Origin of the sequence: Solibacillus isronensis (assembly GCF_023715405.1) — a bacterium.
Classification (GTDB): domain Bacteria; phylum Bacillota; class Bacilli; order Bacillales_A; family Planococcaceae; genus Solibacillus; species Solibacillus isronensis_B.
Window position 1 is genome coordinate 43,175 of record NZ_JAMBOC010000003.1, and the last position, 24,700, is coordinate 67,874.

Genomic DNA, 24,700 nt, shown 5'->3' on the forward strand with positions numbered 1-24,700 from the left:
GGCTCATATGGAATTACTAGGTAAAGTAGCCCTTGTGACAGGCGGAGGACGGGGCATCGGCAAAGAATCCGCCTTATTATTAGCTTCAAAAGGTGCGAAAGTTGCTGTTTGCGCGCGTAATGAACAAGAGTGTGCAGAAGTGCAGCAGCTGATCGAAACAAAATATAATGTCCCTTCAATCGGAATTAAATGTGATGTTTCTGATTATGCACAAGTCCAGGAAGCTGTGGCTGTTGTCTCAAAGGAGCTTGGACCGATCGATATATTGATCAATAATGCAGGGGCGATGGCATTGAAGCCATTTACGGAAACAACTCCCGATGAATGGATTAAAATGCACGACATAAATGTCCATGGACCGTACTACTTCTGCTTTGAAACGGTTCCGTCGATGATTGAAAGACGTACAGGAGCGATTATCAATATTTCTTCGATCTGGGGAACGAAAGGCGGCCCAAACCGCAGTGCCTATATTTCTTCCAAACATGCGGTAATCGGGTTTTCAAAAGCATTGGGTGAAGAATTAAAACCATACGGGATACGCGTGAACGCTGTTTGCCCGGGGCCGGTTGATACACAAATGACGAATGATCTTGGAGCGAACTTGAATAAAGACGGCTGGTTGGATGCCATTGATATTGCCAATGTCATCGTCGACCTTGTACTCCCAAAAAGCAGAGCGATTACTGCCACTTCAGTAGAAGCTTTCGGATTCGGTGCACCAGTAGGTTTAGCTAAATAACAATGAAAAGGGGATATTAAAATGACAGAATTAACATATTCATTCCGACAAAACACAGTTACTTTAGATTTAGCAAAGAAGATGTTAGAAAAGGCAGAGGAAAAAGGGAAAGAGCTAGGCATGAAGTTCGCGATTTCAATCGTTGATAAAGCCGGGAATTTAAAAGCATTTTCAGCTATGGACGGCGCACCGGTATTGGCGCTGGAAATCTCACAAAATAAAGCATTTTCAGCGGCAGCGTATAATCGTGCTACACATGAATGGTACGACCGTTTAAAAGATGATCCGCCACTAATGGAAGGTCTTGTTCATACGAATCGCCTCGTTATTTTCGGAGGGGGTTATCCAATTCAATTAGATGGTGAATGCATCGGAGGAATCGGTGTAAGCGGCGGTCACTATACACATGATATGCAAGTTTGCGAAGCCGCTCTTGAACTGTTGGCCGAAACAGTTAAGGAGGCGTAGTACGCATGGGCCGTGACCATCTTATAATCGTTGGTGCGGGTATGGCAGGACTTTGCGCGGCAGTGGAGGCTTCTGCTGCTGGTGCAAAGGTTATTGTCCTGGAAAAACAAGCTGAAATTGGCGGCAGTTCTTTATTAAGCGGCTGTTTTATGGCCTTTGCCGAGACGGATTTTCAGAAGAAGCTCGGAATTGAAGATACGACAGAAAGCTTAATGGAGGATTTTCTCGCTGTAGGTCATTATAAAAACAAACGTATACTCATTGAGGCGTACGGTAAACATCAGCTTGCTACATACAACTGGCTTGTCGAACAGGGAGTCCAATTCCAGACATGCCAAGCTGTAAGCGGACATTCCAACCCGCGCGGACATACAATCATTCCTAGCCAGGCGATTAGCCAATTACGTGCAAATGCTGAAGCAAACGGCGTAGTGATAAAAACGAATGCACCCGTTGTACGATTACTAAAAGACAATGGGCAAGTTGTTGGTGTTGTATACGAAGAGAACGGTGAGCAGGTCGAACTTACTACGGATTACGGTGTCCTGTTAACAGCGGGCGGCTTTTCTCAAAGTGAAGAGCTGCTGGCACAGTTTGCTCCGCAGTTAGCGAACACTGTACGTCTCGGTGGTGCCGGTAATAAAGGTGACGGGATTAAACTTGCTGCTTCGGCAGGTGCATGGCTGGAAGACTTTACTTATTTGAAGGGCACATACGGCTTTCATCCAACATCGACAAATTCTAAAAAGCGGCAGGCCCATACGTTTTATAAAGGCGGCATCATTGTTAATGAACTAGGAAAGCGTTTCGTGAATGAATCGATTTCATATAAGCTGCTTGGTGATGCAGCATTACAACAACCGAATTGCCGGAGCTATCAAGTATGGGATGAGACGGTCATGGACAAAAGTGTCGCAAATGATGCACTTTATGATTTTGACTTACTTTACAGAGAAGGTTTAATTGAAAGTTTTGACACAATTGAACAATTAGCAGAGAAAGTAGGCTTGCCGGTAGAAGCACTAAAGCTAACGATTTCTAGTTATAATTCAGATGTAAAAAAAGGGCAGGATACAGCATTTGGCCGCACATCGCTCACACATAAATTCGGTACACCATCGGCAATCGAAACAGCTCCGTTTTATGTAATGGAAACAGCAACAGCGATGCTTGCTACGTATGCAGGTGTTCAAGTCGATGAACAGACGCATGTACTCGATCCATTCGGTGAGCCGATCAAAGGTTTATTTGCTGCAGGCGAAATGGTTGGAGGTTTCCACGGAGCGGGTTATATGACGGGAAGCTCGTTAGGAAAAGCTGCAATATTTGGTCGCATAGCTGCAAGAACAGCAATACAAGCAAACAAGCAGGAGGTACTTAAATGAAAATTTGGCACCAAAGCTTAACATCAATTGAAGATATTCCGGAATATCGCGATGCGGTCATTCAGCATATTTTAAAAATTGCGCGTCCAGATGTAGATGTCGTCCTTCACGGCATGACGAATGATACGTACCCTGAAAATTACCCCGGTCACTATATTACTTATAACTATTTGCAAAGCTTGCATAAGGAGCAGTTCATCCGCAATGCATTGATCGCGGAAAAAGCGGGCTATGATGCGGTGTTCATCGGAACGATTCCGGATGTCGGCTTAATTGAGGCCCGTGCACTTGTTGATATCCCGGTTATTGGTTACGGGCAAGCTTCGATGCATATGGCGTCAATGCTTGGATCAAAAATCGGAATCGTTAATTTCCTGGCGCCGTTAGCCGATCAGCTGCGTTTCAATGCTCAGCAATACGGGCTGGCGCAAAAGCTTGGACCGATCGTACAGGCGGATATCGGCTTTTACGATATTATGGAGGGCTATAAAAACCCTCAGCCAATCATCGATAAATTTATTGCAGCTGCTGAAATAGCAATAGCGCAAGGTGCCGATGTCATTATTCCGGGAGAAGGGCCAATGAATATCTTCCTGGCAACCCACCATATTCACCATGTCGGCAATGTACCGATTATCGATTCATTTGGCACAGGAATTAAAATGTGTGAATCACTTGTCGATCTGCAGAAGGTAAGCGGAATGACGATGACACGTGTCGGTTATTACAACGAAAAACCACCAACAGAGATTGTGGAAAAGTTAAGAGGTTATTATAACTTGAAACAAACAGCAGCCGATATGGATTTCGGGCTATCCGTTCGCGCTACGGCGTCTGTATAAAATACAAATACCTAGGCCATTTCAAAATGTGCCCAGGTATTTTTTATTTTCCTAAACAGTATTTCCGGCTGTTTTCCTCACCTGCAATCGGTAGCGGTAAGGGGTTAACTGATAGTATTCCCTAAATACCTTAGTGAAGTAATTGCCGTCCGTGAAGCCGACCATTTCCGCGATTGTCCCGATGCCCAAACTCGTTTCTATTAATAACTTTTCGGCTTGCTGTACGCGATACTGCTGCAAATATTTCCGGAACGGAATGCCGCGTTTCTTTGAAAATACATTGCTCAAATAATTTGTGCTTATATTTAATTTATTCGCCGTATGCTGTAATGTCAGCTCAGCATTATTATAGTCACGTTCAATTATTTCAACAGCCAACTCCGTATAATCGGCAATTTGCTGTTGCTGCAAATTTTTTCTCACATCGATCAACCGCTGTGTAAATAAAATAAACTCTTGTACAATCGCATATAAAATCGGATGCTCTAAAATAAAATGGAACAGTGCGCGGTATTGCTGTTCCATTTTCGCTTGCTGCTGCAGATGATATTTCATCATAAAACGGCGGATTTGCGCTAAAATACTCGTCAAATGAATGCGCACATCATCCTGGTGGTAATAGGTAGAACCTTTTGTCAGCGTATATAAAAAAGTCTTAATTGCTTTTAAATCACCATTTTCAAGACTTGTAATCCAAAGCTGCTGTTCCTCAGGGGTTAATAGCGGATCAAGCCTCGTCACATGAAGTGTTTGCGAGCTTTTAAAAATATGGGAATATCCTTTATAAAACCGCTGTGCCAATGTTTTTTTACAGGCTTGATACATTGTCAGCAGTGTTGTCTCATTACCATCGTAAACAGCGATATTCAGCGATTCCCCACTGAATTTCTCCCATTCCTGGCTCATGATTCTAAGCTGTCTGAATAGATTGGTAAAAACATCGATTTCAACAATACAAATCACCCGGTTTTGCAGCGGAAGGGCAATGAAATTATGGAAAATAGGCAGTTCAATGAGCCACTCATACAGCATTAAATTATGCTCGTAATCTGCACACTCAATTAAAAAGAAGGACTTTCCATCTAATGGGAAATTTCCAGGTTTATTTAAATACAAATCCGAATATAGTTGCGTCTCTACTGGAATCGTACTGCTTGAATTTGCTGCCGGCTTAGTCGAAGGGATTTTCAGTAGAGCAGACTTTAATTGCTCTAATGGTACGGGCTTCACAAAAAGATCGATTGCCTTTAAGCGAATTGTTTTCATTGCCTGCTGAAAAATAGGTTCTGCTGTAATACCGATAACGGGAATCGCCTGTTGTTGTAAAAACTGCTCTATAGAAGGAGAAACAATCTCCATTTCTATAAGAAGAACTTCCGGTCGTGTTTCTTCAAAAGTTTCAATTATGTTACTGCCATCTATTACGCCAATGACTTCAATATCCCGCATAAAATAATTTTTTAAATACCACTCAATTCCTGCAATTTCTTCAAAATCCCGCTCAACAATTAAGATTTTCAATCGAACACCACCTTTAAAAATTACTATTTCGTATATAAATTCTACAATTCACTCAAATTAATTTTACTTTATTCAAATATTACTATAATTAATGTTTTTATTCTATTTATTCAGAATTGAAAGAAAACTAGAATAGGAATTACAAAGGAGTGGTGGGATGACAAAGTACCAGGAGGAACACGAACTGCCGAAAGTTGGACAGTTTGAAGTGAGCATTTTCATTAAAATGGTGTTTTGCAGTTTAATCGGGATTATTAGTTTTTTTATTACATTTGAATGGAATGGAAAAACATCGATTTTAATCGACCATATCGTAAGTGCATGCACGACATTCGCACCAACGTTAGTAAACGGGTATGTGTTGATTCTTTTAGTACTTGGAGCATTTTATCCGTTTGTCACGAAAAAGTGGAAAACCTCAAAAGTAAACATAGTGTTATCAATTTTTAAATTGGGGGGACTTGTTGCAGGGGTAATGCTTATTTTTGGATTTGGTCCTGCATGGTTGTTTAATCCGGATATCGGTCCATTTTTATTAGAAAAACTTATTAAGCCAGTAGGACTCGTCATTCCGATTGGATCAGTTTTCTTAGCATTGCTTGTTTGCTATGGCTTACTTGAATTTATAGGGGTGCTCATGCAGCCGGTAATGAAGCCTATTTTCAAAACACCGGGCCGTTCAGCAGTCGATGCGGTAGCTTCATTTGTTGGCAGCTATTCGGTCGGCTTAATATTGACGAACCGTGTTTATAAAGAAGGAAAATATACAGCGAGAGAATCAGCCATTATTGCGACAGGCTTCTCTACAGTGTCAGCTACTTTTATGGTAGTCGTTGCGAAAACACTGGATTTAATGGAATACTGGAACTTATTTTTCTGGGTGACATTAGTTGTGACATTCGTCGTTACAGCAATTACAGCCCGAATTTATCCATTAAACAAAATTAAGGATGATTATTATGAAGGCTCAACTCCACAGCCTGAAAAGATTGTAAAAACTGATCGTTTAAAAGTAGCATGGGCAGAAGCGGTAGAAGCAACAAAGACAAACCCATCTTTGCCTAGAAATTTATATATTCATTTAAAAGACGGATTTATTATGGCGATGGGGGTCATACCTTCCATTTTATCTATTGGACTATTAGGAATGGTATTGGCAATTTATACGCCGCTATTTGACTGGTTGGCATATATTTTTGCGCCATTTACTTATTTACTGCAAATTCCGGATCCGATGCTGACAGCTAAAGCGTTGTCATTATCGATTGCGGAAATGTTTTTACCGGCAATGATTGTAACAGAGGCAGTTCTTGTAACGAAGTTTATTGTAGCCGTCATTTCGGTTTCAGCTATTTTATTCTTCTCAGCTGTTATTCCGGTTATTTTATCGACAGACATCCCGTTATCAATTCGCCAAATGATCATTATCTGGTTTGAGCGAGTTGTTTTAACACTCATTTTCGTTACACCAATAGCGTTTATCTTGTTCTAACTTCAAATTAAAGGAGAGATTTTTTATGGTATATAAAACAAACATCCGTGCACCACGTGGTTCAGAGCTTTCATGTAAAGGGTGGACACAGGAAGCGGCAATGCGCATGCTGATGAACAACCTGGATCCGGAAGTAGCGGAAAATCCGGATGAGCTGGTCGTATATGGCGGTATCGGGAAAGCGGCACGTGACTGGGAAAGCTACGAAAAGCTTATTGCGACATTAAAGGAACTGGAAAATGATGAAACGATGATTGTACAGTCCGGAAAACCGGTCGCAGTATTCAGAACGCATGAAAATGCACCGCGCGTCCTGATCGCCAACTCGAATCTAGTGCCTGGCTGGGCAAATTGGGACCATTTCTATGAACTGGAAGAACGCAATTTAATGATGTACGGGCAAATGACGGCAGGCTCATGGATCTATATCGGGGCACAAGGAATTCTCCAAGGAACGTATTTAAGTTTTGTGGAAGCCGGGAAAAAGAAGTTTGGAACAGCGGATCTTCGTGGTAAGTGGATATTAACTGGTGGTATGGGCGGCATGAGTGGTGCCCAGCCATTAGCCGGTAAAATGGCGGGAGCGGTCATTTTAGTTGTTGAAGTGGACCGTGCACGAATCGAACGCAAAATAAATGAAGGCTACTGTGATTATCTTGTTGAAACAGTAGATGAGGCGATAGGGCTTGTAAATAAGTTAACGGCTGCTAAAGAACCTGCGTCTATTGGTTTAGTAGGAAACTGTGCGGACATTAACCGTGAGCTGTTGAATCGCGGCATGATTCCGGATTTCGTTACAGACCAGACATCTGCCCACGACCCGATTAACGGCTATATTCCAAACGGGATGACGTTGGAGGAAGCGCTTCAATTGCGCAAAACAGATGTGAAAACATATGAGCGCCGTGCAAAGGAAACGATGGCTGAGCATGTACGAACAATGCTTGAATTCCAGCAGGCAGGTGCGGAAACATTTGACTACGGAAACAATATCCGTGCCTATGCAAAGGAAATGGGTGTGGAAAATGCTTTTGATTTCCCTGGTTTTGTACCTGCCTATATCCGCCCGCTATTCTGTGAAGGAAAAGGACCATTCCGCTGGGCAGCACTGTCAGGAGACCCTGAGGATATTTACAAAACGGACGCTTTGGCAAAAGAAATGTTTGCTGAAGACACAGCATTAGTAAACTGGATTGATATGGCACAGAAAATGGTGAAATGGCAAGGCTTACCTGCCCGTATTTGCTGGCTGGGGTATGGTGACCGCCACCGCTTTGCACTGCGCGTGAACGAGATGGTCGCAAATGGTGAACTGAAAGCGCCGATTGTATTCGGCCGTGACCATTTGGACTCCGGATCAGTCGCTTCACCAAACCGTGAAACAGAAGGGATGCAGGACGGATCAGATGCTGTATCAGACTGGCCGTTATTGAATGCGCTCGTCAATACAGCAGGCGGTGCGAGCTGGGTGAGCATTCATCATGGTGGCGGTGTAGGAATGGGGTATTCCCAACATGCCGGCCAAGTACTTGTTGCTGACGGCACAAAGCTCGCAGCAGAAAAGATCAATCGCGTGCTTATTTCAGACCCGGGTATGGGGGTTGTACGCCATGCAGATGCAGGCTATGACATTGCAGTTCGCACAGCAAAAGAAAAAGGTATCAATATGCCGATGCTAAAAGGATGATGAACTTTGGCTATTTTAATAAATAATGCAAATGAAGTATTAACAATGGAAAGTGATGTTAAATTACCTCGCCGTCGTGAGCAGATGAGCGAGCTCGGCCTGAAAAAAGAGGTAAGCGTATTAATTGAAGGAGACCGCATTGCAATGATTGCGCCTCTTGATGAAATAAAACAGGAATATCCGCATCTAGTAAGCGATGCCGAGGTAATTGATGCACGAGGGAAGATTGTCATGCCGGGCCTTGTGGACTGCCATACACATTTAGTGCATGGGGGAACGCGTGAACATGAGCTGAATATGCGCCTTGCCGGAAGGTCCTACATGGATATTATGAATGCTGGTGGCGGGATTCACTATACGACGACAAAAACACGTGAAGCGAGTTTTGATGATTTATACAGCAAAACCGTTCAGCACTTAAACGAGTTTTTGCGTCACGGCGTTACGACGGTTGAAGCAAAATCAGGCTATGGCCTTGATCTTGAAAACGAAATCAAACAGCTTTATGTTGTGAAGAAACTGCAGGAAGAGCATGTTGTCGATATTGTCTCGACTTTTATGGGTGCACATGCTGTTCCGAAAGAATTTAAGGGCAATGAAGATGAATTCGTAAAAATTATCATAGAGCAGATGATTCCTAAAGTGGCTGAGCTGGAGCTTGCGGAGTTCAATGATGTCTTTTGTGAAAAAGGAGTGTTCACACCAGCGCAATCCCGTTTGATTTTGGAAGCGGGGAAAGCATACGGGCTGACACCGAAAATTCATGCAGATGAAATCGAGCCATATGAAGGTGCAGAACTTGCTGCAGAAGTCGGGGCTATTTCCGCAGAGCATTTACTCGTTGCTTCAGATGAAGGGATTGCTGCAATGGCGAAGGCCGGTACGATTGCTGTGCTCTTGCCGGGAACTGCATTCTTTTTACGTGCACCATATGCAAGAGGCCGCCTAATGGTCGATAGTGGCGTACCTGTAGCCATTTCAACGGACTTTAATCCGGGTTCGTCGCCAACGATCAGCTTGCCGTTCATTCAAAACTTGGCGTGCATGAACATGGGAATGACGATGGAAGAAGTACTTTGTGCAACAACGATCAATGCTGCCCATGCGATAAAACGTGCAGATCAAGTCGGTACGCTCGAAAAAGGAAAACAGGCAGATGTACTGATTCTAGACGTTCCGAATTATAAGCAGCTTCAATATTTCTACGGGATGAATCATACCGATACTGTAATTAAAGCAGGAAACGTCGTTGTGAAAGGTGGCAGCTTACTGTGAGCAAGTTCCTAGTAAGTCCGGCAACTTCTTGGAATCGGGTGGAATCTGAAGATTTGAAGGTAAAAGACTGGATTGTGCCAAGTTATGGGGAGCTTTCAGATTCCTTTGATGTGGTCATTACAGGAGTACCACTGTCACGTTCGTCAATTAGTGCTTCAGCAGCTTCGGAATATCCGGATTTTTTCCGAAAAAGCTGGAATCTGTTTACTACGTATTCAATTGATGAAGATGTAGATGTGCGGGAATTTCGGGTTGCTGATGTCGGTGATGTGAAAATGCACGGAACGAATATTTTGCAATGTCATGACAATATTGAACAGGCGATGACGGATGTATTGAAAGATTGTCCTGAGAGTTTCTATGTACAAATTGGCGGGGATCATTCGATTACTGCGCCGGTTGTGAGAGCATTTGCCAATTCTTCTGGGCAACGAATCGGTATTTTACAGTTCGATACCCATCTGGATTTACGGACAACGGAATCGGATGGCCCGACAAACGGTACACCAATCCGCCAGCTGCTTGATGCTGGTGTAGTGAAGGGTGAAGATGTGTATAACATCGGGCTGCACGGTTTTTATAATGCCCCGAGTCTAATACGTACTGCGAATCATTATGGTGTAAACCGCATTACATTAAAGGATTTCCGTCGCCGTGGCGCGGAGGCTGTAATTGCGAATGTCATGAAGGAGCTTTCCAAGAAAGTAGATCTTGTTTATGTGACAGTAGATATGGACGTACTTGATATTGCATACGCACCGGGAGTTCCTGCTTCTACACCAGGAGGCATGCGGACAGAAGAGCTGTTCGATTTGCTGTATGAAGTAGGGAAATACGAAATTGTAAAAGGCATGGATTTCGTCTGTGTCGACCCGCATCGTGATACACGTGAATTACAGACGGTAAAAGCCGGAGTGTACGCATTTTTAACGATGATGGTATCGAGATTTGTTCATTTGAAATAGTGAGGGGAATGGGCTGTTTGAAAAGTTTAACCGCTTTTCGAATGGCTCATTTTTTGTTAAAGAGATTTGGTTTTCTAATAAGTTCTAGAGATTTTCTAATATCTGCACTCGAGTTGCTAATAAACCGGTCATTTTCTATTAGAAGTTATAGGAGTAAATTAGAAAACTCATAGAAGATATTTGAAACTTTCGGCTCTATATTCGAAAATTTGGAATCGATATTAGAAAATCAATATGCTTTAAAAAAAGCCAACTGCCCGACAGGAAAAATTATGAAACTATTCCTTGCCCCCATTCGTAAATAGAAACAATTACTTTCACAAAGGGAGGTCTTGCATGAAACGTAAATTCCTGTTTGCAATCATCGGAGCACTGCTTTTACATATTCTATATTTCACCGCACAACTGTTAATCGGTTTAGTTCAAACATTTTTCTACAAACCGCAATTCGCACCGGATACGGTTGTGCTTCAATCTGAAATGACATTCGGGTTTGTTAACCAAGGATCTCCAATATTACTGCTTGGTAGTTATATTGGTGTCGCAATTCTTATATTCGGTGTACTCAGTTTAAAAAAGAAAGGCGTGAGCAGCATTGATTGAAATTAACGGAAAATATACAAACGCTAAAATTTATACGAACACACCACAGGAAACGGCGATTCAGCAAATTGATGAACTCGTCAATCAGTCGTTTATGGAAGGGACAAAAGTACGGATTATGCCCGACTATCATGCCGGAAAAGGCTGTGTAATTGGCACAACAATTCAGTTGAATGACCGTGTTGTACCGAATCTGGTCGGTGTTGATGTAGGGTGTGGGGTGCTCGTTTCGGAAATCGGTAAAGGCAAAATTGATTTTAATGAACTCGATACAACGATCAGACGTTTCGTACCGAGTGGCAACGAAATCCATGAAAATGCGCTAAATATAAAGGATAGTGAACTTTTTGCAAACGAAAACTTTATCGCACGCGGATTGCAAAATGAGTATACAGGACGCTCGCTAGGTACATTGGGTGGCGGCAATCATTTTATTGAGCTGGCAAAAGACGAGACGGGAGTTCATTATTTATTGATCCATACGGGCTCGCGCTATGTCGGGGCAAAGGTTGCAAACTGGCATCAAAAGCGGGCATTCGAGTCATTGCAGCGTGAAGATTTAACTGAAAGAATTGCAGCACTGAAGGAAGCCGGAAACAGCAAAGACATCCAAAAAATGATAAAAGCATATAGGAACGAAAATCCGGTTGTACCAAAGGATTTGGCTTATTTAGAAGGCGATCTGTTCCGGGATTATATTGCCGATATGAAACTGGCACAGCGTTTTGCACATGAAAACCGAGTGCATATTGCCAATACAATCGCCGAGCATATGAAGTGGGAATTCGCGGAACAGTTTGATTCTGTACACAATTATATTGATACGGATGCCATGGTTTTGCGTAAAGGGGCAGTACGGGCTGCAAAGAATGAAAAGCTCGTTATCCCGATGAATATGCGGGACGGTTCTCTTATTTGTATCGGAAAAGGGAATTCTGACTGGAATGAATCCGCCCCACATGGAGCTGGCCGCATCTACTCGCGGACAGCCGCAATGAAAAACTTGTCGATGGATGATTTTAAACAGACGATGCAAGGAATTTGGACAACTTCGGTAACTGAGGAAACGCTCGACGAAGCACCAATGGCCTATAAGCCGATGCAGGAAATTGTCGAGCAAATTGGAGAAACGGTGACAATCCAGAAACACGTGATACCAGTTTATAATTTCAAAGCGAGTGATAAATGGAAGAGGTAACAAAAAACCACTTTATGAACAAATTTAGTCATGTATGAAATATACATGTTTTAATCGGTTGTTGATTCATTGAGTTTCCCTTTCTAAGAGGCCAAAATATAGGCTAGAAGGAGATGAAATAGATGGCAACAACGACTGCAGTATTGCATGAACGAATAGATTTCCTTACTTTATATAAAAAAGAAACAAACCAGACAGAAGAGTGGCTGAAAGAACGGTTGGAAGAGGCACAACATCCGGACTTTACCTTAACAACAGATGAGCTTTCGTACGGGGCGCGGGTTGCATGGCGCAACAGCAATAAATGCATCGGACGCCTGTTTTGGAATAGCTTAAACGTGTTTGATGAGCGCCATTTATTAAATGAAGTTGAAATTTATGATGCGCTAATAAAACACATTGATTTTGCGACCAACAATGGGAAAATCAGACCGGCCATTACACTGTTTGAACCGAACCGTGTACGCATCTGGAATCATCAGCTAATCCGCTATGCTGGGTATGAAACAGATGATGGAATTATTGGAGATTCCGATTCACTCGAGTTTACGAAAATATGTGAAGGTCTCGGCTGGCAAGGCGCACGTAAAAACTACGATGTTTTACCGCTTGTCATTCAAGTGGACGACCGGGAGCCAAAGTTTTTTGAAATGCCAAAAGAGCATGTACTGGAAGTTGCGATTACCCATCCGGATTATGATTTTTCGCCTTTAAATATGAAATGGTATTCAGTCCCGATTATTTCGAGTATGCGTTTTAATATTGCCGGCACCGATTTTCAGGCAGCGCCGTTTAATGGGTGGTATATGGGAACGGAGATCGGGGCGCGCAATTTAGCGGATACGTACCGCTATAATTTCCTCCCGAAAGTGGCGGAAGCAATGAGACTGGACGCTTCGGTGAATGCGTCGCTTTGGAAGGACCGTGCACTTGTTGAACTGAATGTTGGTGTTCTTCATTCATATAAAAAAGCGGGTGTAAGTATTGTCGATCATCATACCGCTGCCCAGCAGTTTCAGCTTTTTCAAAAGCAGGAACATGCAAGCAACCGTGATGTAACGGGAAACTGGGTATGGCTTGTACCGCCATTATCTCCTGCAACTACTGATTTGTATCATGAGCCGATTGCCAACACGATAAAAAAACCAAACTACCTATACCAGCAACAGCCATATTAAAAATAGGGGTGCAGGAAGCGAAAGCCTCTGCACACCTATTTCTTTACCTTTTATTTAACATAATCTTAATCAATTCATCACGATCGATTAAGTAAACGTCATTGATGTCGGCAAGTTTTTCGGCTTGGCGGGTAAAATGACTGTTTGTAACAACCCATGCTTCAGTTGCCTCATACATCTTCACTGCACCGATAATTTCCTGAACCGCTTTTACACCGACCGTACCGGAATAGCGTTTTGCCTGGACCGCAATAATATCTTTTCCGTCCTTTAAAATAAGGTCGGCACCGTAGTCACCGCTCGTTGCGGTATAGCTCACTTTAAATCCGCGGCGTTTAAATAACTCGCCTAAAAATCTCTCGAAATCTTCACCGGTCATTTTATCGACTTCGCGAATGCCGGACTTTCGTAACTTCCTCGTCTTCAGCGATCTTAGCCAAATTTTAAACGCGATATATAGTACGAAATAAGCGACAATTCCAATACCGATGCCTTCAGCTGTCCGCGTTACATAAAAGCCAGCTGCACCAGCTGATGCGATGAAAAATAGCGGGATGACCGGGAGGCGTTTTTTATTTCGTCTTCTCTTTTTACGCAATAGTCCTGTACTCCTTTTATTTACTAACGCTATTATATCATAAAAGGGTACATACGTTTGGTTATATCGTACGGTTGTTTGCGCTCATAAAGGAAGCGAAAAATAGCAGAACAGAAATTAGAATAAACAGTACAATCGGAATTGACCAGCTGTCAGTTAAATCATGAACATAACCAAACAGAACCGGTCCGATTGCGGCAACGAAATAACCGATTGACTGTGCGAACCCGGAAAGTTCAGCTGCATCATAGGCTGTCTTCGTACGCAATGAAAACAGCATCAGCACTAAACCAAACGAAGCCCCGCCCGCAAAGCCTAGTAAAATCATCCATACGACGGCAAGGCTAGTCCATTCCATCAACACACCAGTAAAACCGACTAAGTAACATATCGTAAAGAAAACAACGATTGGACGTTGTGAAGCGATTTTACCGGCAATAATCGGAATAATAAATGTCATCGGAATTTGCGCAAACTGCATTACGGATACCATCCACCCGGCAGCCGCAGCATCCAGGCCTTGGCTAATGAAAATCTCCGGTATCCACGCAGACGAACAGTAAAATATAAACGATTGAAAGCCCATTGCTCCAGCGACTGCCCAGGCAAGCGGTGATTTCCACATATGCGTTTTCTTTGTTTGCGAAGAGGGCATATGTAATTCCACTTTTTCCTGGCGCAAAATCGGCAGCCAAATCAGCAATGTAAGAATACCTAAAATAATCGTAATACCTGCTGCAATTTGCCAGCCTGCGCTTGCAGCAATAGGATAACTGAAGCCCGCAGCAAGTCCGGAAGAAATGTTCATCGATACGGAATAAATCCCTGTTAATAAGCCAATATGTAATGGGAATTTCCATTTAAAAAAACTAGGGATAAGGACATTACCAAATGCAATTGCGACGCCGATTAATATTGTTCCTAAAACGAGTAAAGACGTTAGCCCAAGGGAACGCATTAAAATCCCTACACATAGCAAGATGACGGAATAAAATAATGTCCATTCCATCCCAAACTTACGGGCAATACGCGGTGCAAATGGTGAAACGATCGCAAAGGCAATTAAAGGGATAGTCGTTAAGAAGCCTGCAAGAAAGTTCGAAATCCCAAGGTCGTCACGAATAAATGAAATAATTGGACCGATTAATGTAATCGGTGTACGTAATGTTGTCGCAAATAAAAATACGGCAACCATAAAATAGATGAGTGTTCGGTTGGATAGTATTTTTTTGCTATTTTGATTTAATTGTTCGGTGTCCATATTAATTCTCCTTTTGACTAGTAATATATATTTGAGTAGTGTGAATACTCTTAAAAAACAGAATAAAGATGAAGCCATTGCTATCAAAAAAATGTTATGTTAGACTTTTAATCAATTAAATAAAACATTACCTCATGTAGATGTATGAGGTAGAGGTCGCAATCATTAAGACTAGTATAGCTGAGATTAGGAAGAATCGGTGAAGCTTTATGAAAGGAATGGTTGCCGAAGTGTTATTTTTCTTCTTGAAAATAATGCTGGGGCTGTTTTCGATAAGGAACAGAACTGTCACATGTGTGAGCATGTGTTGAGCTATCTTTCAAGTTTGATGAGGTGTAAATATAACCATCACAAAAACTTGTGGTGGTTTTTCTTTTACATTTCACAAGCAAAACAAAAAGGGAGTTTTATATTCATGAGTGAGATTAAAATAGATCAGCTCGGTAATAACGGGTTGAAAAAGAGTTTGAAAAGTCGCCATGTAACGATGATTTCGCTTGGCGGAACAATCGGAACAGGTTTATTCTTAGCATCAGGTGGTGCGATTGCACAGGCAGGTCCTGGCGGGGCATTGCTCGCATATGCACTGATCGGCGTTATGGTGTATTTCTTAATGACCTCATTAGGGGAAATGGCTGCCTATATGCCAACATCCGGTTCGTTTAGTACGTATGCAACAAAATTTGTGGATCCAGCATTAGGCTTTGCGCTTGGCTGGAACTATTGGTACAACTGGGCAATTACAATTGCAGCAGAAATTGCAGCTGTTTCGTTAATTATGAAATACTGGTTCCCGGACAGTTCTTCAATTTTATGGACAATTTTATTTATCGTAGTTGTTTTATCATTTAACTTAGCTTCTGTAAAAGCGTTTGGTGAAGCGGAATACTGGTTTGCGATGATTAAGGTCGCGACAGTAATTGTCTTCATCATTGTCAGCTTCTTAATGATTTTCGGAATTTTAGGCGGGAACGATCCGGTCGGCTTCACAAACTTCGTTAAAGACGACGCCCCATTTAATGGCGGTTTCCTTGCATTGTTCGGTATTTTCCTTGCTGCCGGTTTCTCATTCCAAGGTACAGAAATGCTTGGTGTAACGGCAGGGGAAACAGATGACCCGGCCAAAAATATTCCAAAAGCTGTACGTTCAGTATTCTGGCGTATTTTACTGTTTTACATTTTCGCAATCGGTGCGATTGGTTTACTGATTCCGTATACGGATTCACGTCTTTTATCAGAAGATATTGCGACAAGTCCATTTACATTAGTATTTGAAAACTTAGGTGTGGCATTTGCGGCATCTGTTATGAACGCAATCATTTTAACGGCGATGTTATCTGCAGGGAACTCAGGGTTGTATGCAGCAAGTCGTATGCTTTATCAGTTAGCGGTGGACGGAAAAGCACCGAAACTATTCATGAAAGTAACATCGCGCGGTATTCCGATGTATGCACTGTTAGCAACATTGGCAGTCGGTTCATTAGCATTCCTTGCATCGTTTTTCGGAGACGGTGTAGTATACATTTGGTTATTAAATGCTTCTGGTATGTCCGGCTTCATCGCTTGGCTAGGCATTGCAATCTCTCATTACCGATTCCGTCGTGCCTATGTCGCACAAGGACATTCATTGAGCGATTTACCGTATGTATCCAGATTCTTCCCATTCGGTCCGCTATTCGCGTTTGCCCTATGTATGATTGTCGTGCTAGGTCAAAACTATATGGCCTTCATGGGCGGAACAATTGACTGGTACGGTGTTGTCGTTTCATATATCGGCTTACCACTGTTTGCCGCTTTATGGTTTGGCTACAAATTTAAACACAAAACGAAAATCGTTCCTTTAAAGGACTGCGATTTAACAAATAAATAATTTCTGAAACGCAATGTGAGCTTGTACGCTTTCATTGCGTTTTTTTATATTGAGGATTATTTGTTTTCAAGTGAGGAATATATAGGGGGAAGTGAGGATTATTTATTCTCAAGTGAGGATTAAATGAGAGCTATTGAGGATTAAACATTTTTCGAGTACGATGAATACAAGAATGTTATTATAAAATAAACAAAATTCCCGTATTTTATTATGCTGGAAATAAATTATGTAACACTGAAGAATAAGGAAGTGAAAACATGCCTATTTCAAAAGGTTTCTATAAAAAAGTGTATCCGTGGTTAAAAGGGGAAGATAGAAAAGATGTGTTATATCGACCGTTTCTTACAAAGGGAAACCCGTACAAATCACGTATTTTCCTAGTAAGTTCGCATGCGGTACCGTTATTTAAAGTGGAAGACAGAAGCGAGCAGACTTTTGCAGAGTCATTAGTGAATAGAGAGCTTTTCCACGACCTTTATTTAAGTGAAATTAAAGGGGCACCCCGGGAATTTAAAGGCTCGTTACAGTTTGAAAACTGGCTGGAAAACGAGCACCAGGAATCCCTGATTTATACGTCGCTGAATACATATCAGCTGGAATCAGCCGATGAAGCGAAGGTAGCGAAAAAAGAGGATCCAGCTAATTTTGAGCGGGGGAATCTTATTTTTAAAGAAGTGGTAGAGGAGTTTCAGCCGGAAATTATTATTTTGCAAGGGACTGCCGCATATGAGCAATTTAAAGCGCGGTATGCTGATTGGTTAGCTATTTTTAATGAAGATGTGACAAAAATCCAATTACTGGAACAGACTGGCCCATTCGCAGAGATGGTTTATGAAGATGGCAAAAAAGTGTTAATTTTCGTTAGCCGCAGCATGAGCTACTTCGGCGCGGACGGTTCGAAGTTCGAACAATTTAAAGAGAATTTAGCTAAAACATTAGAAAATAATGCTTAAAACCGAACATTATCCCACATATAATTTACTTTTTTACCAAATTTCCGAAAAATAAGAATAATTTTATTATTTAAATGTTATTGCAAACTATCATTTCCATGATTATAATTGGAACATTCATATTGTTAAATTAAATATTCGCCACTCATATAATAGCAAGGATAAGGCTTGCAAGTTTCTACCGGTTTACCGTAAATAAACCGACTATGAGTGAAGCATGCTTAATGAATGTATTTGTCCAATTATTATAGATTTGCACAAAACATTTGTTATTACTTTTGAACTTACTCGGAAGTCTTGCTCCACTCATTGTAGGGAGCTTGCCTTTCGAGTTTTTTGTTTACATTCAAATGGGAAGGAGCTTTTATCATGAAGCTTTTAAAGGAAAAAATAGAAAAAGAGGGCCAAGTGCTTTCAGATACAGTATTAAAGGTAGATTCATTTTTAAATCATCAGATTGACCCATTGTTAATGAAAGAAATCGGCGACGAATTTGCGAGACGTTACTCGGACCAAATCATTACGAAAGTACTGACGATTGAATCATCTGGTATTGCACCTTCAACTTTTTTAGGATTAACACTAGGTGCTCCTGTTGTCTTTGCACGCAAACGCAAATCACTGACATTAACGGACAACCTGTATACATCAAAAGTACATTCATTCACGAAAAACGAAACGAACGAAATTTCGGTATCGAATAAGTTTATTACGGCGGATGATAATGTCGTAATCATTGATGACTTTTTAGCGAATGGTGAAGCGTTGAAAGGTTTAATCGATATTGCGAACCAGGCGGGTGCAACGATTGTCGGTGCCGGTATTGTAATTGAAAAAGGCTTCCAAGAGGGCGGGAAAATTTTACGCGAGCAAGGATTGCGCATTGAATCATTGGCAAATATTAAATCATTGGCAAACGGCAAAGTAGAATTTTACGATTAATTAAGCAGCACATATTTCTAAAAGGTAATAAAGTTCAAACGATGTAAATTGACTCAGCAAGAGTACACATATATTGGAGGAAAACTTTTTATGAATAACACGAAAGCAACAATGCTTGGAATTCAGCATTTGTTGGCAATGTATGCAGGAGCCATTTTAGTACCGTTAATTATCGGTGGGGCATTAGGATTCAGTTCAGCGCAAATGACGTATTTAGTAGCGATCGATATTTTCATGTGTGGGGTAGCAACACTGTTCCAAGTATGGAAGGGGAAAGTAATCGGCATTGGGTTACCTGTTGTATTAGGCTGTACATTTACAGCGGTAAGCCCGATTATTGCAATCGGTTCTGGCGGCGGCTTAGGTGATGTTTACGGCGCGATAATTGCTTCAGGTATTATCATTGTATTAATCGGAGGCCTTTTCGGGAAATTGATTAAATTCTTCCCGCCTGTTGTAACAGGTTCGGTCGTAACGATTATCGGAATCAGCTTAATTCCGGTAGCTATTAACAATATGGCTGGTGGACAAGGGGCAGCAGACTTTGCATCAGGTTCAAATGTGGCACTAGCGTTTATTACATTATTAATTATTTTAGTAATTTACCGCTTCACAGTTGGCTTCGTTCGTGCGATTGCAATTTTACTAGGTATGGTGTCAGGAACAGTAATCGGTATTTTCATGGGCAAAGTTGATTTTGCCCCGGTTGTTGAAGCATCTTGGCTGCACATTATGCAACCATTCTACTTAGCAACACCGACATTCAATGCTTCTGCTATTTTAACGATGACATTGGTGGCGATGGTATCACTAGTTGAATCAACAGGTGTTTACTATGCATTAAGTGATATTACAAAAAAAGATTTAACTTCAAAAGATTTATCTAAAGGGTACCGTGCAGAAGGACTAGCATCGATTATCGGTGGTATTTTCAACGCATTCCCGTATACAACATTCTCGCAAAACGTAGGACTGATCCAAATGTCAGGCGTACGCGACCGCAAAGTAATCTTCATTACAGGCGGTATGCTGGTAGCACTTGGATTCCTGCCAAAATTAGCAGCATTAACTACTATTATCCCAACACCAGTACTTGGTGCAGCGATGTTGGCAATGTTCGGTATGGTTATTACACAAGGTGTTAGAATGCTAGCACCAGAAATCGCAAAATCAATGGAAAACGCAATGGTCGCAGCACTAGGCGTCGGTCTAGGAATCGGCGTTGCAACAGTACCAGGCATTTTCGAAAACCTTCCGTCATGGATGTCGATTTTGACTTCTAATGGGATTGTTGCGGGATCTGTAACGGCGATATTCTTGAATGTGTTGTTTAATATGGTCGGGACGAAGCGTGTTGATCCGATGCATGTGATGGAGTAGGTAGAGCTAATTTAAAAAGAATCCCACAAAAGAGCTAGGTAGTTGACTCTTTTGTGGGATTTTCTTTTTTAAAAATATGAAATGAAAATATTTTTATCTAGCATTCTATTAGTAATCAATAAAGTTTAACAACCTTAACGTAAAATTACAGTTAGATTTCATACATAGGAGATTCTGTTAGTAAATCAACAGCTGGCTGATATTGTATAGGATTATTAGGCGTGACTGGAATTGGGATGATACTGTCTCCATAATTAATCGATACACCTCCATCTGCGTAAATTGTTTTGGCAAGTACAGTGCCGGTAATATTTCCACCTTGTGTAAGGTTAATCTTTGCATGGGGAGCAATAATATACTGACCATTCGTTGGGACACCCCCAGAAATAGAGATATTTCCCCCGCCAGAATAAATATTTCCTTTTAAAGCTGCTCCTCCAGTAAGTGTTAAATCGGTTGTTTTTGTATAAAAGGAACCGAAGAGGGAAGTTTCGTTTGAAAACGTTACTGCTGATGTTCCCTGATAATAAAAGTTTACCTGACCAGGTTTTCCATTATTATTGAAAGAGCCTTTAATATCGATAGAATCTTTCACGAAAATATTTAGCTTACCCGAACCTATAATTTTGATATGTCCTTGGGTAATATCTAGTTTATCTATATATAAATTAATATCTTTATTACCGATATTTAATGTAATCGTATTGTTTTCTCTTACTTTAAAGCTCTTAAAATAAGTATCTTTATTTAAGTTTAATTCATATTTATCCGTCATCCAGTTTGTTGCTAAAAAATTGCCATCTTTAATAATGTCAGTTTTATTGGAATTATCTTTTATGACTTCGGTATTAGGTAAAACAAGATTAGTCACATTATTAAAATCTATTGAAGGGAATGGTGGTAAATAGTCATTAAGGTTAACTGAAATAGGAGTTACGGCGATGTTACCAGTGATAGAAGCCCCTTCATCCAATTTTACTATGCCACCACTGGCAACATCTCCGTATATTATGGCTCCCCGAGTTAATGTTATGTTGCTGCTTGTTACTACCGTCATATCTTTAATCTGTAAACTAGGTGGTGATGGGTTTCCCCCGTTACCATTTCCCCCTCCTACAGGCGGGGGAGCGTTAAGATCAACTAAAATTGTTTGTTCGAGTGTACGTTTCTTAGAAGGAGCATTTACTAAAAAACCTTTAGAGTTGATTGTAAATTCACAACTAATGGTTTTAGCAACAGATTTACAAATCCCCTTTATTGTTGTCTTAGCAACCGGTTGCTCTTTAAACTGTTGTGAAAATTTATCGTAAGTATTTTCATAATAAATATCATTATTAATATAGCTGCATTTTTGTTTTTGAATTTCTTTATTATATTCAGTACAAAAACTAGATTTGATAATTGAGTTATAATAACTATCAAAGCTGTCATATACAGTTAAAATACGCTGTTGTTCTTCATAAGTTAAAGCATTCATTTGTGAAATAGTAGTTGAGTGAATAGTTTTCAAGGTCTTAGAGATTTTTACTTTCTCTAAATTGATCCCTGCCTCGGCAATATAATAAATTGATTGATCAAAACGTTCATTAACTGTTGTTTTATTAGAATTGGTGGTAATTGTAAAGAGCCCTAGAGCAATAACAGATAGGAGTACAATAGTTAAGATTGTTAAAAGTAAAGTATTGCCTTTAGTATTCAAATACTTCATTATTTGTCTCCTTTTCTAAATGCTATTGTTGTAGTGTAGTCCTGATTATTTAAAGTAAAATATATTGAAACCGTATGTTCATTCCAACTCATATTAAAATCTTCAATATTATTTACAATAATGACATCATTACGTGACAATGTCTTAGTTTCCGAATTGTAAGTGTAATTAAAAAGTAAGTTATCATTTTCATCCATAAAGAGATATGGATTTTTGGAAGGATTAATTTTATAACTTTTTCTGATATCCTTGGTAATTTGTTTAAGCATAAAGGCAGCATCATTAATTTGAAAAGCTTCAGCAGTCTGCTCCTTATTTTGTTCGACAGATGAATTTAAGGTACTAAAGACTAATATCATCACAATAGAAAATATAACAATAGCAGCTAAAGTTTCTACCAATGTAAAGCCGATATAATTTTTAAAGTATCTTTTCATTTTATCTCCTTCCTAAAAATTTATCGCCAAATATAAATATTTTCAATATTTGCTTTTATAATGTTGGATGGCTTTTCTAAAATTTCAATAGCAACATTTGCTGTATTAGTATAATGACAGAGCGTAGAAATTGTTAAGTTTATTGTATATTGCTTTTGAGTGTCATTCCGATCTGAATCTCGAGTATATGAATAAACTTTTTCATAAGCAGTCGGATCATCCGGTAATTTTTTGGAACAAGTGTTAACGTGCACCATGGGTTTCTTTAATTGATAAGTAACAGCATCTATAGCTAGTGGTGTATTAGTTAGCTTTGACAAAGAATTAGGAGAGGTTGAAAAAATATAAATCCTTTCCATTTCTGTTTGAGCTAAATAAACTGCCTCGTGTATAGTCTCTGACTGAACATTTGTTTTTTTTGTTTGTAAAAGTAGGCTGAAAAATGAAATTAAAATAATTGTAACTAATACAATAGAAGCTACTACTTCTACTAGAGATATTCCGTTGTCTTGCCGTAAAAATTTCATTTTAACGACTCCTCTTTATAAGATTGGTCCTTAAGTAATATTTTATTATGTAATATTTAAATATTAAGATAGTATATTTATGTAATTTAAATAGTAAAAAATGATTACAAAAATAAAATACACAAAAAATACAAACCATATATAGTCATAAAGTAATCTTTGTTGTATTATATAAATATTAGCATAAAGGAAACACTTGGTAAAATAAAATCGTTTTTGCTAAAATTGGTGGTACAGATGTCACTAATTTTTTGGTAATTATTACTTATAAAATAACGTTTTAAAATAAAAAATATTATTATGGGGTGAACGCATGAGGAATATTATTAAATTAATAGTTCTATTTACCTTATTTTCTATAATCCTTGCTATATGGGTACCACGCTTCATTGCTAGCCCTATTGAATCATCTGTTATGAAAGTCAAAGGTCCTACAATAGCCGGAATAGAAGTCGGCGATATGAACAGCAAGGAATTAGAAGTTGTGTTAACAAATGCAGTTAATGATTGGTATACCCACAATTTTATTGTTTCAGGTGGAGGTAGTTCGATTGAACTCAGTTCTTCTACATTCCAATTTGATATAAAAAGTACAGTTAATAATTATGAAGAGAATTACCGCAAACCATGGTATAAATTTTGGTCAGGTGAAAAAACGGTTCATCTTCCATTAAATATACTTCCAAATGAAGTTGTAAAAGATGAAATTAGCAATATTTCAATATGGGATACGGATTCAACTTATGAAAAAGTGTTGCTAAATGCTTCTTATTTAAAAAAAGAGGAAGTTGAAGCGATAGTCACTGATTTATCAACAATACAAACAGAGCGTATTTCATTATCAAGTGAGACAATGCCAGAGAGTACAATGGGAATAAATGAACTTGTACTTGCACTGAATGATACAGTAGTTGAGCCGAATATGGATTTTTCAATGATTAATCAATTAGGGGACGCGATTAATTTGTCAAATCGTGAGGCCATCAATTTTATTGCTTCCAATCTATACAATGCAGCTCTTAATAGCAATGGCAAAATTATAGAACGCCATTCTCAAAATAAAATTCCTTCCTATTTTAGCCCTGGTCTAGAAGCGAAGGTAGATGTATTGGCAGGTAAAGATTTGAAATTTGCCAATACGCTAACAACACCTATCTTATTAAAGTTGTCAATGGACGGTGAAAAATTATTAACAGAAATTTATACGTCGCGCAAAGAGGCCGAGGTTTCTATATCAGTAACACGTGATGAAACGGTACTGCCGCGTACGATCACTCGCTATTCAAGTGATCTGTCAACCGGTCAAAAACAGCAAATTCAGGAAGGTACAGAGGGTTTGCGAGTATCTGTGTACCGAACAGTTTATGGTGAACAACATTTAGTAAGCCGTGATTATTATCCACCGGTTAATCGCATTGTTGTAGAATCACCTCCACAAAGAGAAGGACAAAATACTTGGAATAATACGAGTGATGAACAACAAGATCCGATTGATTTAGATGGTGATGGATTCCCTGATGAAGATTTTACCGTGGGAGATACAATTAAAGATGAACAAAACGCCAATTCTAATATTCCAAATGAAGAAACAGGCAATACATATGGAGATGAAAATCTACCGCCGGGCAGCTATTACGATAAAGGTGGGAATTTAATAACTCCATAGTA

22 protein-coding genes and 2 riboswitches are annotated in these 24,700 nt (G+C 40.0%); of the genes, 16 read left to right on the top strand and 6 right to left on the bottom strand.

Annotated features, from left to right (window positions below):
* Positions 1–7 precede the first annotated feature (7 nt).
* From M3166_RS14010 to M3166_RS14025, 4 genes are read left to right on the top strand one after another with little or no spacing between them, the layout of a single operon-like run.
* Positions 8–742: an SDR family NAD(P)-dependent oxidoreductase gene (locus M3166_RS14010; RefSeq protein WP_251690491.1), complete on the top strand. Its 735-nt coding sequence runs from the start codon at positions 8–10 to the stop codon at positions 740–742.
* A 21-nt stretch (positions 743–763) separates the two neighbouring features.
* On the top strand, positions 764–1,210 hold the full coding sequence (locus M3166_RS14015; RefSeq protein WP_251690492.1) for a GlcG/HbpS family heme-binding protein: 447 nt from the start codon (positions 764–766) through the stop codon (positions 1,208–1,210).
* Between the two features lie 5 nt (positions 1,211–1,215).
* The gene (locus tag M3166_RS14020; RefSeq protein ID WP_251690493.1) at positions 1,216–2,595 is read left to right on the top strand and encodes an FAD-dependent oxidoreductase; all 1,380 of its coding nucleotides are present in this window, start codon (positions 1,216–1,218) and stop codon (positions 2,593–2,595) included.
* A complete protein-coding gene (locus M3166_RS14025) occupies positions 2,592–3,437 on the top strand; it encodes an aspartate/glutamate racemase family protein (RefSeq protein ID WP_251690494.1) in 846 nt (281 codons plus the stop codon). Before M3166_RS14020 ends, M3166_RS14025 begins: the two co-directional genes overlap by 4 nt.
* A gap of 51 nt (positions 3,438–3,488) precedes the next feature.
* Here M3166_RS14025 and M3166_RS14030 read toward each other — a convergent pair whose 3' ends face one another.
* Positions 3,489–4,958, bottom strand: coding sequence for a response regulator transcription factor (locus tag M3166_RS14030; RefSeq protein WP_251690495.1), 1,470 nt, complete (start codon positions 4,956–4,958; stop codon positions 3,489–3,491).
* 157 nt (positions 4,959–5,115) lie between these two features.
* On the opposite strand from M3166_RS14030, the gene M3166_RS14035 reads away from it, so the two are divergent.
* The 7 genes from M3166_RS14035 to M3166_RS14065 all read left to right on the top strand — a co-directional run bounded on the left by M3166_RS14035 (position 5,116) and on the right by M3166_RS14065 (position 13,356).
* Positions 5,116–6,450 (top strand): YjiH family protein, encoded by a 1,335-nt coding sequence (locus M3166_RS14035; RefSeq protein ID WP_251690496.1) that lies wholly within the window; start codon positions 5,116–5,118, stop codon positions 6,448–6,450.
* Between the two features lie 25 nt (positions 6,451–6,475).
* Entirely contained in the window at positions 6,476–8,137 is a 1,662-nt protein-coding gene (hutU, locus tag M3166_RS14040; RefSeq protein ID WP_251690497.1) for a urocanate hydratase, read from the top strand.
* 45 nt (positions 8,138–8,182) lie between these two features.
* Positions 8,183–9,412, top strand: coding sequence for an imidazolonepropionase (gene hutI, locus M3166_RS14045; RefSeq protein WP_251690661.1), 1,230 nt, complete (start codon positions 8,183–8,185; stop codon positions 9,410–9,412).
* On the top strand, positions 9,409–10,377 hold the full coding sequence (locus tag M3166_RS14050; protein WP_251690498.1) for an agmatinase family protein: 969 nt from the start codon (positions 9,409–9,411) through the stop codon (positions 10,375–10,377). The genes hutI and M3166_RS14050 overlap by 4 nt, the downstream gene beginning before the upstream one ends.
* A gap of 336 nt (positions 10,378–10,713) precedes the next feature.
* On the top strand, positions 10,714–10,980 hold the full coding sequence (locus tag M3166_RS14055; protein WP_251690499.1) for a hypothetical protein: 267 nt from the start codon (positions 10,714–10,716) through the stop codon (positions 10,978–10,980).
* Positions 10,973–12,178, top strand: a complete 1,206-nt coding sequence (locus M3166_RS14060) for an RtcB family protein (RefSeq protein ID WP_251690500.1) — start codon at positions 10,973–10,975, stop codon at positions 12,176–12,178. The genes M3166_RS14055 and M3166_RS14060 overlap by 8 nt, the downstream gene beginning before the upstream one ends.
* A gap of 122 nt (positions 12,179–12,300) precedes the next feature.
* Positions 12,301–13,356 (top strand): nitric oxide synthase oxygenase, encoded by a 1,056-nt coding sequence (locus M3166_RS14065; RefSeq protein ID WP_251690501.1) that lies wholly within the window; start codon positions 12,301–12,303, stop codon positions 13,354–13,356.
* Positions 13,357–13,399: 43 nt separating this feature from the next.
* Here the strand turns inward: M3166_RS14065 and M3166_RS14070 are convergent, their stop codons facing one another.
* Positions 13,400–13,954, bottom strand: a complete 555-nt coding sequence (locus M3166_RS14070; protein WP_251690502.1) for a restriction endonuclease — start codon at positions 13,952–13,954, stop codon at positions 13,400–13,402.
* 61 nt (positions 13,955–14,015) lie between these two features.
* Positions 14,016–15,215, bottom strand: coding sequence for a CynX/NimT family MFS transporter (locus M3166_RS14075; RefSeq protein WP_251690503.1), 1,200 nt, complete (start codon positions 15,213–15,215; stop codon positions 14,016–14,018).
* A 142-nt stretch (positions 15,216–15,357) separates the two neighbouring features.
* Positions 15,358–15,538, top strand: a riboswitch (Lysine riboswitch).
* A gap of 92 nt (positions 15,539–15,630) precedes the next feature.
* Between M3166_RS14075 and M3166_RS14080 the strand changes: the two genes are divergently transcribed.
* The 4 genes from M3166_RS14080 (at position 15,631) to M3166_RS14095 (ending at position 20,360) form a co-directional block, all read left to right on the top strand.
* Positions 15,631–17,085 (top strand): amino acid permease, encoded by a 1,455-nt coding sequence (locus M3166_RS14080; protein ID WP_251690504.1) that lies wholly within the window; start codon positions 15,631–15,633, stop codon positions 17,083–17,085.
* Between the two features lie 257 nt (positions 17,086–17,342).
* Entirely contained in the window at positions 17,343–18,038 is a 696-nt protein-coding gene (locus M3166_RS14085; protein ID WP_251690505.1) for an RNA 2'-phosphotransferase, read from the top strand.
* A gap of 125 nt (positions 18,039–18,163) precedes the next feature.
* Positions 18,164–18,265, top strand: a riboswitch (purine riboswitch).
* 142 nt (positions 18,266–18,407) lie between these two features.
* Entirely contained in the window at positions 18,408–18,980 is a 573-nt protein-coding gene (locus tag M3166_RS14090) for a xanthine phosphoribosyltransferase (RefSeq protein ID WP_251690506.1), read from the top strand.
* A 90-nt stretch (positions 18,981–19,070) separates the two neighbouring features.
* Complete coding sequence (locus tag M3166_RS14095; RefSeq protein ID WP_251690507.1) at positions 19,071–20,360, top strand: nucleobase:cation symporter-2 family protein; 1,290 nt, start codon at positions 19,071–19,073, stop codon at positions 20,358–20,360.
* A 151-nt stretch (positions 20,361–20,511) separates the two neighbouring features.
* Here the strand turns inward: M3166_RS14095 and M3166_RS14100 are convergent, their stop codons facing one another.
* The 3 genes from M3166_RS14100 to M3166_RS14110 are packed head-to-tail and all read right to left on the bottom strand — an operon-like array spanning position 20,512 to position 23,032.
* Positions 20,512–22,068 carry a DUF7305 domain-containing protein gene (locus M3166_RS14100; protein ID WP_251690508.1) on the bottom strand — a complete coding sequence of 519 codons (1,557 nt, stop codon included), beginning with the start codon at positions 22,066–22,068 and terminating at the stop codon, positions 20,512–20,514.
* Positions 22,068–22,505: a type II secretion system protein gene (locus M3166_RS14105; RefSeq protein WP_251690509.1), complete on the bottom strand. Its 438-nt coding sequence runs from the start codon at positions 22,503–22,505 to the stop codon at positions 22,068–22,070. The genes M3166_RS14100 and M3166_RS14105 overlap by 1 nt, the downstream gene beginning before the upstream one ends.
* A gap of 20 nt (positions 22,506–22,525) precedes the next feature.
* Positions 22,526–23,032: a type IV pilus modification PilV family protein gene (locus M3166_RS14110; RefSeq protein ID WP_251690510.1), complete on the bottom strand. Its 507-nt coding sequence runs from the start codon at positions 23,030–23,032 to the stop codon at positions 22,526–22,528.
* 415 nt (positions 23,033–23,447) lie between these two features.
* Between M3166_RS14110 and M3166_RS14115 the strand changes: the two genes are divergently transcribed.
* Positions 23,448–24,698, top strand: a complete 1,251-nt coding sequence (locus M3166_RS14115; RefSeq protein ID WP_251690511.1) for a VanW family protein — start codon at positions 23,448–23,450, stop codon at positions 24,696–24,698.
* Positions 24,699–24,700 lie beyond the last annotated feature (2 nt).